Source organism: Formosa undariae, from assembly GCF_042427615.1.
Lineage (GTDB): Bacteria > Bacteroidota > Bacteroidia > Flavobacteriales > Flavobacteriaceae > Formosa > Formosa undariae.
The window spans coordinates 56,328-73,505 of sequence record NZ_JBHMEZ010000003.1; the positions used below are offsets into that span (position 1 = coordinate 56,328).

The window sequence follows — 17,178 nt, forward strand, 5'->3', positions numbered from 1 at the left end:
ACATCTTGAGTTTTACAGGGTGTTCGAGCAGCCTGTGCTGAGCGAAGACGAAGTAGAGTCGAGAACTAAAATATGTAAGCATCACACTATACTTTTTCACAAATCAACCGAAAAACACCTTAATATTTCTATTAAATCCGCTTCTAAGGTATCTCCAAATTAGGCGTTGATTGGTACTGCATTGGCATCTACTGAAAAGAGGTGGGGGTTTACTGAATACCCCTAGAATCCTTGCGGATTCTTTAGAAACATGTGGACATTTGCAGTAACATGAATCCATAAAACCAAACCCATGATAATGCAAAAATTGAAATATATAATGATTGCTTTCGGCGCTTTAATCTTATTTAGCCAGTGTAGTGATGATGCAATTACCGATGAAACCGATGGCACAGATGTAGTCGATTCGGGTACCATTATAAACGCCGATTATACCGTAGGACTAACCTATAAAACCGATGAAGCTAGTGAGGGCTACACCTTATTTGCACCCATCGGGAGTACCACAACCTATTTAATAGATAATTGTGGAGATGAAGTGTACAGTTGGCCATCTAATTATATGCCTTCACACTCCGTTTACCTATTGGAAAACGGGTATTTATTACGCACAGGAAACGCAAGTAACAGCAGTTTTAATGCTGGCGGACAAGGTGGTATTATAGAAATGATTAATCCTGATGGCGACGTGGTTTGGGATTATACCGTATCGTCTAGCACCGAATTACAGCATCACGATGTGGAGTATTTAGACAATGGTAATATTTTAATTATTGCTTGGGATAAAAAAACAGGTACAGAAGCGACAGCTGCAGGATTAACAACGTCGCTGTCTGAATTATGGTCGGAAAAGATTATCGAGATTCAACCGAATATAGAAGCCGGAACAGCTGTGATTGTTTGGGAATGGAACGCATGGGATCATATTGTTCAAGATCAAAGTGAAGGCTTAAGTAATTTTGGTGTGGTTTCTGAACATCCTGAATTATTAAATATCAATTACGATTATGAAAGCGATGAAATCGAAGATTGGTTACATTTTAATAGTATCGATTACAATGAAACTTTAGATCAGATTCTTGTGAGCAGCAGAAGTTATAGCGAATTTTATATCATCGACCACAGCACGTCTACAGATGAAGCCGCTTCTCATACAGGTGGTACACACGGAAAAGGTGGCGATATTTTATACCGTTGGGGAAACTCTCAAACTTACGATCAAGGGAGTTCTAGCGATCAGCAATTATACAATCAGCATGACGCTCATTGGATTGAAAGTGGTTTTTTAGATGGTGATATGATTATGGTGTTTAACAACCGAGCAGGCGATGCCGTAGGCTCTAATTATTCGGCTGTAAATGTAATAAACCCTGATGTAAATGCCGATGGGAGTTACGACTTAACAGATGATGTTTTCGGTCCGATAGATTTTCATTGGACGTATACCGCAGACACACCTACAGATTTATATTCTGCCTTTATTTCTGGAGCAACACGTTTAGAGAATGGCAATACCTTAATTTGTGAAGGTAGTACAGGCATTTTTACCGAAGTGAATTACAGTGGCGAAACCGTTTGGGAATATATTAATCCGGTAAGTGGGTCTGGCATTGCAGATCAGTACGACAATGCTGGTGAAAATAGACTATTCCGTGCCGAACGTTATACATACGATTTCGCAGGCTTTAGTGATTACGATTTATATCCGCTAGGAACCCTAGAAAGTGGTTCTGATTATGCCTGTGAATAATATTTTTTATACTGGAGTGACCTCATAATGGTAGCACTCTAAGTACTAATTTTCAAAAAGCTTCGTGAGCAATCACGGAGCTTTTTGGGTTATATAAGCAGTCGCTCATGTGCTTTACTTATAATAAACCTTGGACAATACGTTTAATACTTTTGTTATGACTTCATGATTTTAAAGTTTAGGTGTGGTGGCTTATATTATAAAAATGTAAATTGTAGGTTTATTGTCTTTTTTACTCTAAAACCTCATGAAAATTGTATTAGCCCCAGATAAATTTAAAGGCTCGCTTACCGGATTCGAATTTTGCGATCGTGTAGCAGCCATTTTAGAATCCATAGATCAGGTCGAAGTCATTATGGCACCTTTAGCCGATGGTGGTGACGGGACTATAGATGTGGTGAATTATTATTTAAATGGTGAAATCATTAGCGTCGGCGTCAGCAACGCCATAGGAAAACCCATTACAGCCCATTATCTGTATGCCGAACTGTCTAAAACCGCTTATATTGAAATGGCCGAAGCGTCTGGATTACAGTGTTTAGCCACAGAAGAACAGCATTGCATGGAGACCACAACTTTTGGTACTGGTCAGCTTATACAACATGCTATAGATCAGGGCGCACAACATATTATTTTAGGGATTGGAGGCAGTGCGACAAACGACTGTGGTATCGGGATGGCTACAGCCTTAGGGTATCGGTTCTTAGACCAACATAAGCGCGAGCTTAAACCCATTGGTAAATCCCTAACGGATATTACAACCATAGACTATGCTTTAGTCGATTCCAGATTAAAACACATCACCTTTAAAATCGCTTGCGATGTTACCAATCCGTTATACGGACCCGATGGCGCCGCGTATATATATGCCAAGCAAAAAGGGGCAAGCGATGCTGATATTCGGCATCTTGATCAGGGATTGCAACGGTTTTCCGGTGTATTAAATCGGCACTTTAATTTGAATGTTCAAGATATAAAAGGCGCAGGTGCGGCTGGCGGACTAGGAGCAGGAGCAGTCGCTTTTTTAAAGGGAACATTAGTACCCGGCATCCAACTGATTAAAGGCATCGCTCAGTTTGATACGTTAATCCAAGATGCCGATTGGATTATTACGGGTGAAGGGCATTTAGATACCCAAACGCTTTCTGGAAAAACATTACAAGGTGTTTTAACATCCGCTAAAAAACAGCATATAAATGTCGCCACGTTTTGTGGACATATCGATTTGGAACAGCATAATTTGCAAGACTTAGGCATTACATATTCAGATGCGATTACGAATCATGCTGAAGATTTAAATGATGACATACGGCGAGTAACACACTATGTAGACCTTATGACGAAAGCCTTTGTAAATCAGGCATTACGTAAAAAAACTACCTAATAGCGGGTATTAAACGGTATAATCTCCCAAATACCTACTAGTGGCTGTAAGATCTAGGTTACTATTCCTAAAGGTTGCCCACAGGTGTACGGTTTCGCCATGAAAATCCGCTTCAAAATCTAGCAAACACTGTCCGTATTCACGGAGGCTGCAATCTATAAAAGTATCAAAACGCTGTAAAGCGGATGCATAGGCCACGACTACAAAAGCATCGGTTGGGTAGGCTAAGCCTTGGGAGCTGTTATCATCCCAAGTGATACTCAGGGTATGATCGGGAAGCGATTGTACTGCAGGCTGTTCTAAACCGCATAATCCACCCATAGCCACCAACACTTTATTATAGTCCATAGTAAACCCTGAAGGCGTTGGTATTAACGCCTCTCTCATATGGTACGACATGGCCTGATTATAGGGCGATTTACTGCCTACTTGCTTTCCAAAGGTTTCGTTAAGGAGTTCTTTTATGGGCGTTAAAAATTGGAGTACCGTTTTAAACTTGTCCCGTTGGCGTTGCTGTGCGGCGCTTATGGGTTTGGTAGATTTAGTGGGTACAGACCGCAATATGTTTTTACCACGGTAGGTACTTCCTATTACAGGGCCAACTTTCCCCGAAAAACCACCCAAAATACTTTGATGTAATGTTGCCATATGCTTGATTTTTAACATGTTAGTTAACCCTAATATAAGAAAAAAAACAACAAAAATATTATGAGATCCTGATTTTCAAGGCTTAAACCCGTTTATTTTTAAAGACTTGGTTCGACAATCCTTCGGGGATTCTTCGAGAATCCTTCGTAAAACAAGGGTTTTTAGGGAGGATTCTCGAAGGAATGTGGGAGGAGAGTGGGAGGAGATTGAGTTTATTTTTTTTATAAATTTTTAGATACATGGAAATTAATGCGTGTTAGATTGGTTCTTATATTTTAAAATTGACAATTTTTATAAAACGACATAAAAAAGAGGTGTAATATGTGTAAAAAAAATATTAAATAGATTAATATTTAACATTTACGGTTGGCCTTCATATTAATTCCTACAATATTTTGTAGATTTAAACTCTCCCTATAAGTGCAAATTAAATTAGTGCTTTTTGTCCTTTTAATAATAATTTATTAATTGGATACAATTGTAATAGTTATAAATATGGAATAAATGGTCTTCAAATTCATAGACACAGTAATTAATGATTTAAATATAAATCTTGAGGTATTAACCAAAGACACAAATCTTTATACCTCATTATTATTTCAACATAAAGGGAATTTTATTGCTGAAGCAACAAGGTTTGGAAATAATGAAGATTGTACTGATAAATTTAATGCTTTTTTCACTCTTGCAAAATCTAAAAACTCTTCATTAGCTTTGACACCTGAATATTCATGTCCTTGGACTTCTATTGAATGGATATTAGAAAACGAAGAAAGATTACCAAATCAATCAAAGTTATGGGCAATTTGTTGTGAATCAATAACACCTCAAGAAATTGGAACATTCAAACAAAATCATGAAGATGAAAACACCTTAGTTCACTTTGATGAAACAGCTTTAAATAACGGTGGAACTGGAGTTCTATTAGATCCTTTATGTTATATCTTTAAAGCTGAGCGAAATGGTATTACAATCTTAATCGTTCCAATGTTTTCTAAAATATAGCGATTGAGCCGTGATTGTTTCCAAAGTTTTGTGCAGCCTTGATTTTTTTGTTTCTATTTTTATCAAGAAAAAAAGATAATAATAAACATTAATGTCACGATTTCAAATTTCAATTCTAAATGTTTCTTAAACAGCTCAAATCAAAAAAAGGTTGAATAATAGCACAATTAAAGCAAGTGTACAGAAATTATCTCGCAGAGTAATTTTGTACTCTTGCGGAAGGCTTTACGAGAATGTCGTAGAAAAAAATATTGAAGGATTATTATCGAATACGCGATTTTTGAATGAATCTAAAAGGTTAGCTTTTTTTGGCGCTGGCAATGCGGTTGGAAATTGTGTTTTAAAAAATTAATGCGATAGCATAATTATTTTAAAAAAGCAATCGAGCGCATTGGCGTGCGGCAATTTTACATAACGGCTAATTATAGATACAAATGTTTTTAAACGCTGCGAAGCAAACCGCTTATTAGTTTAATGACCCAAGTTCCAATTATTCTTAAGAAAACCAATGCTTCTGGGATATTTTACATAATAGAAAATTATAGCTACACATTAATAAATACAACTAATAAGCCACAATTAGCTTGTACATAATTACAGATATAAGTCTAAAGACATTATATCTGTAATTATGTCAAATATCGCCCAAAAGCGCTATTTCGCTAATTGTTATAAAATGTACTATAATTTATATTATGTAAAATAGAAAATTAAGAATGCGCTTGCACTCCTTTTAAATTATATGATTAGTTTTCTTCTTGATATTAAAAAGAATTGGAAGTAATATTATTTAATTGTTTTATTCTCGACTCCGCTCGAACCCCCTTTAAAACCTCTTTACAGTCGTTATATTAAAATGTACTGGAAAAAGTATCAGACTGTATTATTCTGGACTGCGCTCGAACGCCCTGTAAAAACTAGATATTCGTGTGCAGTCCAGAATTATGTAATCATATAAATTAAAAAAGTTATAGTTGAATTGTATAGTTCTCGACTCCGCTCGAACATCCTATAATACTAAATATGGTTTTAGAATAGTGTTAACGGTTAACACGTCCGCCAGTATTTCCAGATAATAAATGCTCTACATCTTTAACGGTAGCATAATTAATATCTCCTGGAAACGTATGTTTTAATGCACAGGCCGCACTTGCAAATTCCATAGCTCTATAATCGTCGAAGTTTAACAGTCCGTAAATTAGTCCTGCTGCAAACGCATCTCCGGTTCCAATACGATCTACAATATGCGTGATTTCTATGGGGTCTGTTTCTTTAAATTCTTTTCCGTTCCACATACGGCCTTTAATTTTCTGCCATGATGCGTTTATGGAAATCCTAATCTTATCGAATACCTTTTCAATATTTGGATACTTTTCAATCAGTTCTTTACTGGCTGTAATAAAATCTTCGTTACCGTAACCATATTCGGTGCCTAGTATGCCGTTAATTTCATCTATTCCACCATTAAAAATATTCACATATTGCATTAAATCCTGAATGGCATCTTTGGCATCTACACCATATTTCCACAATCCGCTTCTGTATGTCGGATCTGAGGATACTGTAATCCCTTTTGCTTTGGCAGCAATTAAACCGGCTTTCAGTGTGTCATAAGCGCCCTGAGATAATCCAGGTGTAATTCCCGTCCAATGAAACCAGTTGCATTTGTTTAATGCTTTTTCCCAATTCACCATATCTGGAGTCACCCCTGAAAACGCGGAATTAGAACGGTTATACGCAATGGTACTCGGACGCATAACAGCGCCAACTTCTAGAAAGTACATCCCCATTGGGCGGTGTGTTCTATAAATATCACGCGTATCTACATTGTATTGTCTGAGATAACCAATAGCCGTTTCCCCAATAAAATCGTCTGAAATACAAGAAATGTGTTTCACCTTGTTTCCGAAGTTCGCTAAAGAAATCCCTACATTTATTTCGGTACCACCAAAGTAATATTCTAATAAATTGGTCTGTTTCATTTTCTTATTTCCTAATGGAGACAGGCGCATCAAGACTTCGCCAAAGGTTACTATTTTATTCATGTGTGTAGTGTTGTTATGTTTTTATCTATAAATATATAGTATTGTTTAAAAACTTAAAAGATTACTAAAGAGAATTAAGTTAAACTCATCTTAAATATATATCTAAAAAATGAATGTTTATTCTTTTTTCATACCTTTGTACTCTAAATTAATATATATGCCAGTTTTAAAAAAGAGTGAAATTAAACGTGCGGCCCTCGTAGAAGCCACCATTTCGTTGGTGAACAATCAGGGGTTCCACGCTGCTCCTATGGCTAAAATTGCTAAAATGGCGTGCGTGTCGCCTGCGACGATTTACTTGTATTTTGAAAATAAACAAGATTTAATCAATCAGGTGTATAAGGAAGTAAAATCTGAATATATGCAGTTCGCTTTTGCCACGTATAAAACAGAATTGTCTGTAGAATCTGGATTTGAAGTGGTTTGGAGACGTATGGCAACATACAAATTAAATGATATTGAAAAGGGATTTTTCTTATCGCAGTGTGAAAACACACCTATGATAGATGAAGCCAGCAGACAAGAAGGTGTTTTAAACCTGAAGCCCCTACTCGACCTATGGGATCGCGGTATTGAAGCCGATATTATTAAACCATTCTCGCATCATTTACTTTATGCCTATAGTATTTATCCGTTAGCCTTTTTGCTAAATGCACATAAACGCGGGGATTTTAAAATAAAAAAACAACATTTAAACGATGCTTACCAAGCGGCTTGGGCAAGTATTAAAAAATAAAAATTTAAAATATAACACATTTACACTTATGGAATTATTAGATAAATTAAACTGGAGATATGCTACTAAAGCAATGAATGGAAACGTTGTGCCTCAAGAAAAAATGGATCGCATTTTAGAAGCAGCACGTTTAGCTCCAACATCTAGTGGATTACAACCTTTCGAAATTATTGTAATTACCAATAAAGAACTTAAAGAACAAATTAGGCCTGTGGCTTGGAATCAATCTGTAGTTACAGACTGCTCACATTTATTGGTCTTTGCAGCTTGGGATACTTATACTGCAGATCGTATTAATGAAGTGTTCGATTTAACAAATAAAGTTCGTGGTTACGAGAATGAAGGTTTCGAAAATTACAGACAAATGTTACTAAGTACCTATCCGCAAAAAGATGCTGAAGAGAACTTTACTCATGCAGCGAAGCAAGCGTATATCGCTTTCGGAATGGCTATTGCTCAAGCAGCTTACGAAGGTGTAGATGCAACGCCTATGGAAGGTTTTGATCCAGAAGCAGTAGATAAAATATTAGGATTAAAAGAAAAAGGGTTACGTAGCGCCATTTTATTACCAATGGGTTACAGAGACGAAGCTAACGATTGGTTAGCAGATCAAGTTAAAGTAAGAAAAAGTACAGAAAATTTAATAACAGTATTAGACTAAACATAATAAATTATGAATCAGACTATATTATTAAAAAGCAGACCACAAGGAACCCCTCAATTATCAGATTTTGAGTTCCAAAAAGAAAATAAATCATTAGAAATTTCTGAAGGGGAAATCCTTTTAGAAACTAAATATATCTCCGTCGACCCGTATTTAAGAGGGCGTATGAGTGATGCAAAATCGTATGTTCCACCGTTTAATTTAAACGAACCTATTTCTTCTGGAGTTGTGGCGCAAGTTAAAGCCTCTAAAAACGACAATTTTAAAGAAGGCGATTACGTTTCAGGTGCCTTAGATTGGAAAACAGAACAAGTATCTAATGGCGAAGGTCTTACAAAAGTGAATGCCGACCTTGCCCCTCTTAGTGCTTATTTAGGTGTTTTAGGAATGACTGGATTAACAGCATTTTTAGGATTACATGAAATAGGAAAACCTAAAGCAGGAGAAACCTTATTAGTTTCTGGTGCCGCCGGAGCTGTTGGAAGTGTGGTAGGACAAATAGGAAAGATTTTAGGTCTTCGTGTTGTTGGTATCGCTGGTACAGATGAAAAAGGTGACATGTTAAAGACTGAATTTGGTTTTGATGAAGTGATTAATTACAAAACCACTGAAGATATGACGAAAGCTATAAAAACGGCATGTCCGGATGGTGTAGATGTGTACTTTGATAACGTTGGTGGATCTATTTCAGATAGTGCATTATTCAGTATCAACAGATTTGCCCGTCTCATTATTTGTGGTGCGATCTCGGTATATAACAGTACAGAGCTTCCTACAGGTGTTAGTGTGCAACCCTTTTTAGTGAAAAACAGTGCATTAATGCAAGGATTTATTGTCTCTAATTATGCTGAAAAATTCCCTGAAGCGATTAAACAACTTTCTGAATGGGTAAGTAATGGTGACTTAAAATATACAGAAACAATAGTTGAAGGTTTTGAAAACACACCACAAGCATTTATTGATTTATTCAGCGGAAAGAATAAAGGAAAAATGATTGTTAAAGCTTAATTTTTAAAAATATAATTGTGTTTTTATTACGGTGTTACTGAACTTGGCTCTAGATTTGCGGTACTGAAACAAGTTCAGTAAGACTAATAAAATAAGTTGTAGCTAATTAAAGTAATAAAATGAAAAACCTAAGAGAACAAACAGATGCTAAAATAGCAGAAGGACGATTAAATAATCCTGACTTCATGAAAGGCGTAGATGCAGCCATTGAAGAAGCTAAAGCTTTCGAACAAGGTGATAACGCAATAAAAGTTGGAGAAACAGCACCAAGATTTAAGTTACCTAACGCTAGAGGCAAATCTGTGTCGTTAGATAATTTACTAGAAAACGGTCCTGTAGTTATTACATTTTATCGTGGTAGTTGGTGTCCGTATTGCAACTTGCAAATTAGAGCATTACAAGAGATTTTAGGCGACATTCGTAAGTTGGGCGCAAACTTAGTTGCTATCAGTCCGCAAGTACCAGATGGAAGTTTGACTGATAAAGAAATTAGTTCTATGGATTATGGGGTATTATCGGATCAGGATGCGAAAGTCGCTTTTCAATATGGAGTGGCCTGGGAAGTCCCTGAGTTTTTAGCCGAACACATGCGTGTAGATCGCGGATTAGATTTAGAGAAAATCAATAACGGTAATGCTACGATGTTACCTATTCCAGCGACGTTTGTTTTAAATCGTGAAGGTGTTGTAAAATGGAGTTTTGTAGATGTAGACTATAGAAAGCGTGCAGAACCAAGTGATATTTTAAAAGCGTTAAAGAATCTATTTTAACGTATTAGTATCGAGATCTAATCCCTCGTAATACTAATTTTAGCAGAAAATAAGTAGGATTAAAAACATGTAAAATTAAGGATTATGAACAATTTTGAATTTAAGAATCCAACAAAAATAATTTTCGGAAAAGATACAATTGCTAAATTAACCGAAGAAATTCCATCCGATGCCAAAGTATTAGTGCTTTATGGTGGTGGAAGTATTAAAAAGAATGGCATTTACGATCAAGTAAAAACAGCTCTTAAAGATGTTGAACATTTAGAATTTGGTGGTATTCCTGCCAATCCAGAATATTCGGTACTATTGGAAGCACTTGAGGTGATTAAAGCCGAAAATATCACATATTTACTAGCTGTTGGTGGTGGTTCTGTAATCGACGGAACTAAATTTTTATCTGCTGCAGCGCTTTATGAAGGTGAAACACCTTGGGAGATTTTAACCGGTGGAAAACCAACCTTAAAAGGTATGCCTTTTGGAACGGTATTAACATTACCTGCAACAGGTTCCGAAATGAATTCTGGTGCTGTAATCACCAATAGAGAGACTAAGGAAAAATTAGCAATGGGTGGAGCAGGCTTATTTCCTATGTTCTCTATTCTAGATCCACAAGTGATTACCTCTATTCCACGACGCCAATTGGTAAACGGAATTACAGATGCTTTTACTCACGTTTTAGAACAGTACATGACCTACCCTGCTGGTGCGTTACTTCAAGATCGTTTTGCTGAAGGTATTATGCAAACCCTTTTAGAAGTGGCTCCAAGTGTATTAAAAGATCCATCTGATTATGATGCGGCTTCAAACTTTATGTGGAGTTGTACTATGGCATTAAACGGATTGATTCAAAAAGGAGTACCTACAGATTGGGCGGTGCATGCTATCGGACATGAATTAACGGCACTTTATGGTATTGATCATGCACGTACTTTAGCGATCATTGCACCAAGTCATTATCAGTATAATTTCGAAGCTAAAAAAGAAAAATTAGCACAATATGCAGAACGCATTTGGAATGTTACTGAAGGAACTTTAGAAGATAAAGCTTACGAGGCTATCGAAAAAACAGAAACGTTTTTCAATCAAATGGGAATCGAAACCAAATTATCTAAGTACACAGATTCATATGAAGGTACTGCCGAAATTATTTCAAAACGTTTTACAGAACGTGGATGGTTAGGTTTAGGTGAACATAAAAGCTTAAAACCAGAAGATGCAGAAAACATAGTACGCATGGCTTACTAATTTAGTTTCTGCCATTAATTATTAACTTAAAAAATCAAAGATTATGAACATATTATTTGTCTTAACATCACACGATGAATTAGGAAATACAGGGAAAAAGACAGGATTTTGGATTGAAGAATTTGCAAGTCCGTATTACGCCCTTATAGATAACGGAGCTACAATTACAGTGGCTACACCAAAAGGAGGAAAAGCACCTATAGATCCGACGAGTGATACTGAAGATGCACAAACACCTGCAACGATTCGTTTTAAATCAGATCCAGCTACTCAAGAAATAATTGATAACACAGTTATGTTATCTACTATTAACGAAAGTGATTACGAAGCTGTATTTTATCCAGGAGGTCATGGACCACTTTGGGATTTAGCAAATGATGAAACGTCAATTAAATTAATTGAAAGTTTTAATGCAGCACAAAAACCTATCGGATTTGTATGCCATGCACCAGCCGCTTTAAAAAGCGTAAAAAATGCAGATGGTACGCCTTTAGTACAAGGGAAAAAAGTGACAGGATTCTCAAATACTGAAGAAGAAGCGGTTCAATTAACAAACGTTGTACCTTTCTTAGTTGAAGATATGCTAAAAGAAAACGGCGGAATCTACTCTAAAGGAGACGATTGGGCTGTACATGTTTTACAAGATGGAAATTTAATTACCGGTCAAAATCCAGCATCGTCTGAATTGGTTGCCGAAACGCTTTTAAAAGTCATTAAGCCTTTAAGAAACGCGTAGGTTAAATATTCCTATAATTAATAAAAAGCCTTCGATCCCATTTATGGGATCGAAGGCTTTTGCTTTTTGTATCTAAGAATGTGTAATCATAAGGGTCATCGCGCGGAGTCGAGATGGGTAGTTAAAGCTCTCGACTCCGCTCGAGCATCCTGTTAGTAAGTATATCGTACATAAATAAATATAGCCACTCTGAATGTAGTTCAGAACTCACCATTTAAAATTTAGACTGGAAATGTATTATACGTGAACGTTAAGGTCATCGAGCGGAGTCGAGATGGGGAGTTAAAGCTCTCGACTCCGCTCGAGCACCCTGTAAATAATTATCGATTAATACCGTCACTCTGAATGTAGTTCAGGATCTCAATATTTTAAATTTAGACTAGAAGTCTATTATACTCGAACATTAAGGTCATCCCGCGGAGTCGAGATGGGGAGTATATGGAGTTTAGATGACTCTCGACTCCGCTCGAGCATCCTGTAAATAATTATCGATTAATAACGTCACTCTGATTGTAGTTCAGGATCTCAATATTTAAAATTTAAACTGGAAATGTATTATACGTGAACGTTAAGGTCATCGAGCGCAGTCGAGATGGGGAATTACAAGCTCTCAACTCCGCTCGAGCACCCTTTACTATCGTTACCCAAAATGTAGTATAGGGTCTAATTATTTAATTCACTTCGAATTCAAAATTATTTAAAATGTAAGTCGCTTAACAAAGTTCCACATGAGGCAGCCAAAAGAAAAGCGTATTCAAATAAAATTGAATACGCTTTTCTTTTATACTTAAATATATAGATTATCGAGCGGAGTCGAGATTGGGACTCAAAAAGCTTTCGACTCCGCTCGAGCACTTCTATATTAAATAGAAATCTCTTTAAACTTAATACCTAGTTCTTTATTCATTTCATGAATACGTTTTAATTCACTTCCTAAAATTAAAGCAATCGACTGACCAGTTTTTCCTGCACGAGCTGTTCGTCCGCTTCGGTGTGTATAATATTCTATATGCTCAGGAAGTTGGTGGTGTAATACAAAAGCCAAATCGTTTACATCTATTCCTCTTGCAGACACATCTGTAGAAATTAAGACTTGTAAATTTCCTTTTTTAAAGGCACGCATTACTTTTTCACGATCACGTTGTTGCATATCACCTTCTAAAGCTTCTGCAGAAAAACCTTCAGTTTTTAAAAACTCGGTTAACGTTTGGGTTCCTGCTTTTGTTCTGCAAAAGATAATACCACGATCGTCTGGTCTAGCTTCTAATAAACTTAGAATAACGTTTTGTTTCTGCTCTATAGTTGTCGTAATATAGGTGTGAGAGATATTTGCGTTTACCAATTCATTTTTATTAATCACCACACGCACTGCTTTTGGAGACATGTACTGATCGATAATTTGTTGTATTCCAGACGGAATAGTTGCAGAAAACAACCACGTACTTTTAGACATGGGTGTATGGTCTAAAATTTTAGTCAGTGCATCTTTAAATCCCATACTTAGCATTTCGTCTGCCTCGTCTAAAACCACGGTATTCACTTTTCTAAGATCAATAATTTTACGATCTAATAAATCGTTTAAACGTCCAGGCGTTGCAACAATTACATGAGTGGTACGCTTTAAATTCTGAATTTGAATATCTATTTTTTCACCACCATAAACACCTTCAACAAAAATTTTAGCCTCACTAAATTTCGTGAACTTAAACAATTGTTTTTTAATTTGTTGTACAAGTTCTCTTGTTGGTGCTAAAACTAAAGTTTGAACATGACTTAATTTTGGGTCTATATTTTGAAGTAAAGGCAAACCGAAAGCTGCCGTTTTTCCAGTTCCTGTTTGTGCTAATCCAATAAAATCTGTTTTAGATTTTAATAAAACAGGGATTGCTTTTTCTTGAATTTCAGAAGGATGTTTGATTCCTAAATCCTTTAAAGCTTGTATAAATTCAGGTTCTACACCTAAGTGTTTAAATGATGCCATATTGTATATTTCAGATTGCAAAGGTATGCTAATTTAAAGTGCTGTCTAATACAAATTTCGATTTCTGAAATGTTGCTAATTTTTAGTTTATCTTTGTCACAAATTAAATCTATGCACTCTAATAACAAGCATAAAAAATCATACGATTTTGATGCATTAATTCAAGCGTATCCCAAATTGAGTTCGTTTGTATTTACAAGCCCATTAACCCAACAAAAAACCATTCATTTCGAAAAAAGTGATGCTGTTTTTCATTTAAATAAAGCCATTTTAATTGCCGATTACGAATTAACAGATTGGAGAATTCCGAAAGGGTATTTATGTCCGCCAATTCCTGGTCGTGCAGATTATATACATTATATAAATGATTTATTACACGTAGAAAAACTAGCCGAAAACGTAAAAGGTCTTGATATTGGCGTTGGTGCAAACACCATCTACCCTATTCTAGGTGCTCAAATTTACGATTGGAAAATGGTAGGTTGCGACACTAGTGCAAGTGCTATTGAAAGTGCAAAGCATAATGTAGGTTTAACACCTCCATTGCTTAAGAAAATAGATATTCGTTTGCAAGCTGATCCTGCTAATATTTTTGAAGGGGTTATTAAAACCGATGAAAAATTCACGTTTACCATGTGTAATCCTCCTTTTTTCGGATCTGAAGATGAAGCAACAAGAGCGACAAAACAGAAACTTAAAAACCTTAAGAAATCTGGTCCTGCTGAATTAAATTTCGGTGGTCAAGCTCATGAATTGTGGTGTAACGGTGGTGAAGCTTTATTTATTAAGCGTATGATTAAGCAAAGTGTTGCGTTTAAAGATCAAGTGGGTTGGTTTACAACTTTAGTCTCTAAACAAGAAAACTTAAGCAAGCTGAAAAAACAATTAGACAAGTTAAAAGCGACGTATAAAACAATTTCAATGGAACAAGGAAACAAGAAAAGCAGAATCTTAGCTTGGACGTTTGCTGAAGCTCCAGTGTGTTAGAAAAAGACAAATTAAAATAATAAAAGCGTATTCAGATTAATTTGAATACGCTTTTTTTTGTTTTTTTATTCTTGAACTTGAAAGGCTATCGATCGTCGTCGAGATCCGGATTGTAAGGTTTTTGACTCCACTCAAGCATCCTATAAGTAAATATATATGTTACTTGATGTTTTTGTCCTGTATTTAGTTTATGGTTTCAATATTGAAATCTCATAAGTAAAATAGTTAAGTTTCTTGTGGGATGCTGAAACGAGTTCAGCATGACGAGTTTGAAAATGAATTAGTTTCTTTTCTATAAAGTTAATGCCAGTCGTCACCCTGAATTTAGTTCAGGGTCTCATGAATTGCTAACGTTATGGATACATTTCGATTATTCTCTTTATGTGATACTGAAATTTCAATCATGAAAAAAGGCATAAATAGAACAAAAAAAATGTCCTTCAGTTTTAAACTGAAGGACATTTTTATATAATATACAATTAGAACAATAAACATGCTCAACTCGTTAGAATCAAATCTATATTCTCGGTTCTAACAGCGAAGCGGTCTTACATCTTAAGACTCTACTCCTCCGGCGGAAATCCATTAATTTCTTCAAACAATTCATCGAAGTTCTCACGAAGGTGTGCTCTTAATTTTTTACGGTAATCGTCGCGTAACCACTCCACAAAATTAAAAGTACTCTTACTGATACATTTTGTATAGCGTTGAATACGGTAATCGATATCGTCTCCTAATTTTTTAGCAAGATCTAAGGCATCATAAATATCTTCACTATTTTCTGTACAGATATACGCATGATGATGGATAGAACGTTCTAAAACCACTTTAGACGACTCCCCTTTTCGAATAGAATCGATATATGTTTTTTTAACATCGAAATAGACAGAATTAGATTTAGAAAATTCAGCACGTAATTCGTCTGGCATTTCATATCTAAAGTTCTCTTCTAATTCGTCGTCACTCATAATTCCGTCTAAATAGAAATTAGGAGATCTAAATATTTTTTGCCAGTCTAAATCTGCTCCCCAAGGTCCGAAACGGTGGAAATTGTTACCTAAATCGATAACATTAAATTTAGATTTGTTTTTTAATATACGAGAACCACGACCAATCATCTGGTAGTATAGCGTTAGAGATTTTGTCGCACGATTCAATATAATAGAATCTACTGTAGGTTCATCGAAACCAGTTGTTAAGATACTTACCGATGTTAAAATGGCATCTGGGGTTTCTTTAAACCACCTTAATATCTTTTTACGCTCACTTTTGGTATTGGTATTATCTAAATGCGCAACATTGTAACCTGCTGCTCTAAATGTATCGTAAACATGCAATGATGTATTAATACCGTTATTAAAGATAAGTGTTTTTTTATGTTTAGAACGTTCTTCGTAAGCTTGGATTAACTTACCAAGCATATCGCTATTTGTATATAAATCTTCGGAAGATTTTACGGTATAATCACCATTTGCACCTACCACTAAAGAGGTTAAACCTACATTATAAGAATATACTTCTGCGCGCGCTAAGAATTCGTTTTCAATTAAAGACTGAATGGTTTCTCCAACGATTAATTCGTTGTAGTTATCATTCATTGGTAATTTAATATTCGAACTTAAAGGTGTTGCTGTTACGCCTAAAATGAAAGACTTTTCAAAGAATTTAAATAGTTTGGTGAATGAGTTGTAGTGCGCTTCATCAATAATGATTAATCCCACATCGGAAATATCGAGTTTACCGTCGTTTAATCGGTTATTCAATGTTTCTACCATGGCCACAAAACAACTAAAATCTGATTGATCTTCTAAGTTTGCTTTACTGTGAATCACTTTGTTAGACACACCAAATTCGGTTAACATACCAGATGTTTGTTTACACAATTCTATACGGTGCGTCATTACAAGCACTTTCTTATTATGGTGCTTTAAATACTGCCTAACAATCTCAGAGAAAATTACCGTTTTTCCACCACCAGTAGGTAATTGATACAATAAATGGTAATCTTCAGGAGCTTCTTCAAAACATTGAAATATCTTGTTTATGGCTCCTTGCTGATAACTATATAAATCTTTTCCGGCGTTTCTTTCTGCTAAATCTGAAGCTGTAACTGACATTTATATTAACTTTTAAGGAATGCAAAAATACGGCCTTTTCTAGGGTTTTTATGCATGAAATCTTATAAATAATTTGATTTTAGCCGATTAACGTCATTACAC

At 35.7% G+C, this 17,178-nt stretch carries 14 protein-coding genes; 10 read left to right on the forward strand and 4 right to left on the reverse strand.

Translation table 11 applies throughout. The annotated features are described in order from the left end of the window. The first annotated feature begins 298 nt into the window (after nt 1-298). Both ACFFVB_RS03690 and ACFFVB_RS03695 read left to right on the forward strand, forming a co-directional pair. Nucleotides 299-1,750, forward strand: a complete 1,452-nt coding sequence (locus ACFFVB_RS03690; RefSeq protein WP_382381286.1) for an aryl-sulfate sulfotransferase — start codon at nt 299-301, stop codon at nt 1,748-1,750. Between the two features lie 247 nt (nt 1,751-1,997). After that, nucleotides 1,998-3,134, forward strand: coding sequence for a glycerate kinase (locus ACFFVB_RS03695; protein WP_382381288.1), 1,137 nt, complete (start codon nt 1,998-2,000; stop codon nt 3,132-3,134). 9 nt (nt 3,135-3,143) lie between these two features. On the opposite strand, the gene ACFFVB_RS03700 is transcribed toward ACFFVB_RS03695, so the two are convergent. After that, nucleotides 3,144-3,782 (reverse strand): DUF6266 family protein, encoded by a 639-nt coding sequence (locus tag ACFFVB_RS03700; protein ID WP_382381290.1) that lies wholly within the window; start codon nt 3,780-3,782, stop codon nt 3,144-3,146. A gap of 504 nt (nt 3,783-4,286) precedes the next feature. Here ACFFVB_RS03700 and ACFFVB_RS03705 point away from each other — a divergent pair. Further along, a complete protein-coding gene (locus ACFFVB_RS03705) occupies nt 4,287-4,787 on the forward strand; it encodes a hypothetical protein (protein WP_382381292.1) in 501 nt (166 codons plus the stop codon). A 1,040-nt stretch (nt 4,788-5,827) separates the two neighbouring features. On the opposite strand, the gene ACFFVB_RS03710 is transcribed toward ACFFVB_RS03705, so the two are convergent. Continuing rightward, nucleotides 5,828-6,832 carry a sugar kinase gene (locus ACFFVB_RS03710; protein WP_382381294.1) on the reverse strand — a complete coding sequence of 335 codons (1,005 nt, stop codon included), beginning with the start codon at nt 6,830-6,832 and terminating at the stop codon, nt 5,828-5,830. 157 nt (nt 6,833-6,989) lie between these two features. Between ACFFVB_RS03710 and ACFFVB_RS03715 the strand changes: the two genes are divergently transcribed. The 6 genes from ACFFVB_RS03715 to ACFFVB_RS03740 all read left to right on the forward strand — a co-directional run bounded on the left by ACFFVB_RS03715 (nt 6,990) and on the right by ACFFVB_RS03740 (nt 11,991). Beyond that, nucleotides 6,990-7,568 (forward strand): TetR/AcrR family transcriptional regulator, encoded by a 579-nt coding sequence (locus tag ACFFVB_RS03715; protein WP_382381296.1) that lies wholly within the window; start codon nt 6,990-6,992, stop codon nt 7,566-7,568. A gap of 28 nt (nt 7,569-7,596) precedes the next feature. Further along, a complete protein-coding gene (locus tag ACFFVB_RS03720) occupies nt 7,597-8,229 on the forward strand; it encodes an NAD(P)H-dependent oxidoreductase (RefSeq protein WP_382381298.1) in 633 nt (210 codons plus the stop codon). A 12-nt stretch (nt 8,230-8,241) separates the two neighbouring features. Continuing rightward, the gene (locus ACFFVB_RS03725; RefSeq protein WP_382381300.1) at nt 8,242-9,240 is read left to right on the forward strand and encodes an NADP-dependent oxidoreductase; all 999 of its coding nucleotides are present in this window, start codon (nt 8,242-8,244) and stop codon (nt 9,238-9,240) included. A gap of 119 nt (nt 9,241-9,359) precedes the next feature. Continuing rightward, nucleotides 9,360-10,010, forward strand: a complete 651-nt coding sequence (locus ACFFVB_RS03730; RefSeq protein ID WP_382381301.1) for a peroxiredoxin-like family protein — start codon at nt 9,360-9,362, stop codon at nt 10,008-10,010. 84 nt (nt 10,011-10,094) lie between these two features. After that, nucleotides 10,095-11,255: an iron-containing alcohol dehydrogenase gene (locus tag ACFFVB_RS03735; RefSeq protein WP_382381303.1), complete on the forward strand. Its 1,161-nt coding sequence runs from the start codon at nt 10,095-10,097 to the stop codon at nt 11,253-11,255. A 43-nt stretch (nt 11,256-11,298) separates the two neighbouring features. Next, nucleotides 11,299-11,991 (forward strand): type 1 glutamine amidotransferase domain-containing protein, encoded by a 693-nt coding sequence (locus ACFFVB_RS03740; RefSeq protein ID WP_382381305.1) that lies wholly within the window; start codon nt 11,299-11,301, stop codon nt 11,989-11,991. Between the two features lie 862 nt (nt 11,992-12,853). Here the strand turns inward: ACFFVB_RS03740 and ACFFVB_RS03745 are convergent. Next, nucleotides 12,854-13,972: a DEAD/DEAH box helicase gene (locus ACFFVB_RS03745; protein WP_382381307.1), complete on the reverse strand. Its 1,119-nt coding sequence runs from the start codon at nt 13,970-13,972 to the stop codon at nt 12,854-12,856. Between the two features lie 111 nt (nt 13,973-14,083). On the opposite strand from ACFFVB_RS03745, the gene rlmF reads away from it, so the two are divergent. Next, on the forward strand, nt 14,084-14,959 hold the full coding sequence (gene rlmF, locus ACFFVB_RS03750) for a 23S rRNA (adenine(1618)-N(6))-methyltransferase RlmF (RefSeq protein ID WP_382381309.1): 876 nt from the start codon (nt 14,084-14,086) through the stop codon (nt 14,957-14,959). A gap of 563 nt (nt 14,960-15,522) precedes the next feature. Here the strand turns inward: rlmF and ACFFVB_RS03755 are convergent. After that, complete coding sequence (locus ACFFVB_RS03755; RefSeq protein WP_382381311.1) at nt 15,523-17,076, reverse strand: DEAD/DEAH box helicase; 1,554 nt, start codon at nt 17,074-17,076, stop codon at nt 15,523-15,525. Between the last annotated feature and the right edge of the window lie 102 nt (nt 17,077-17,178).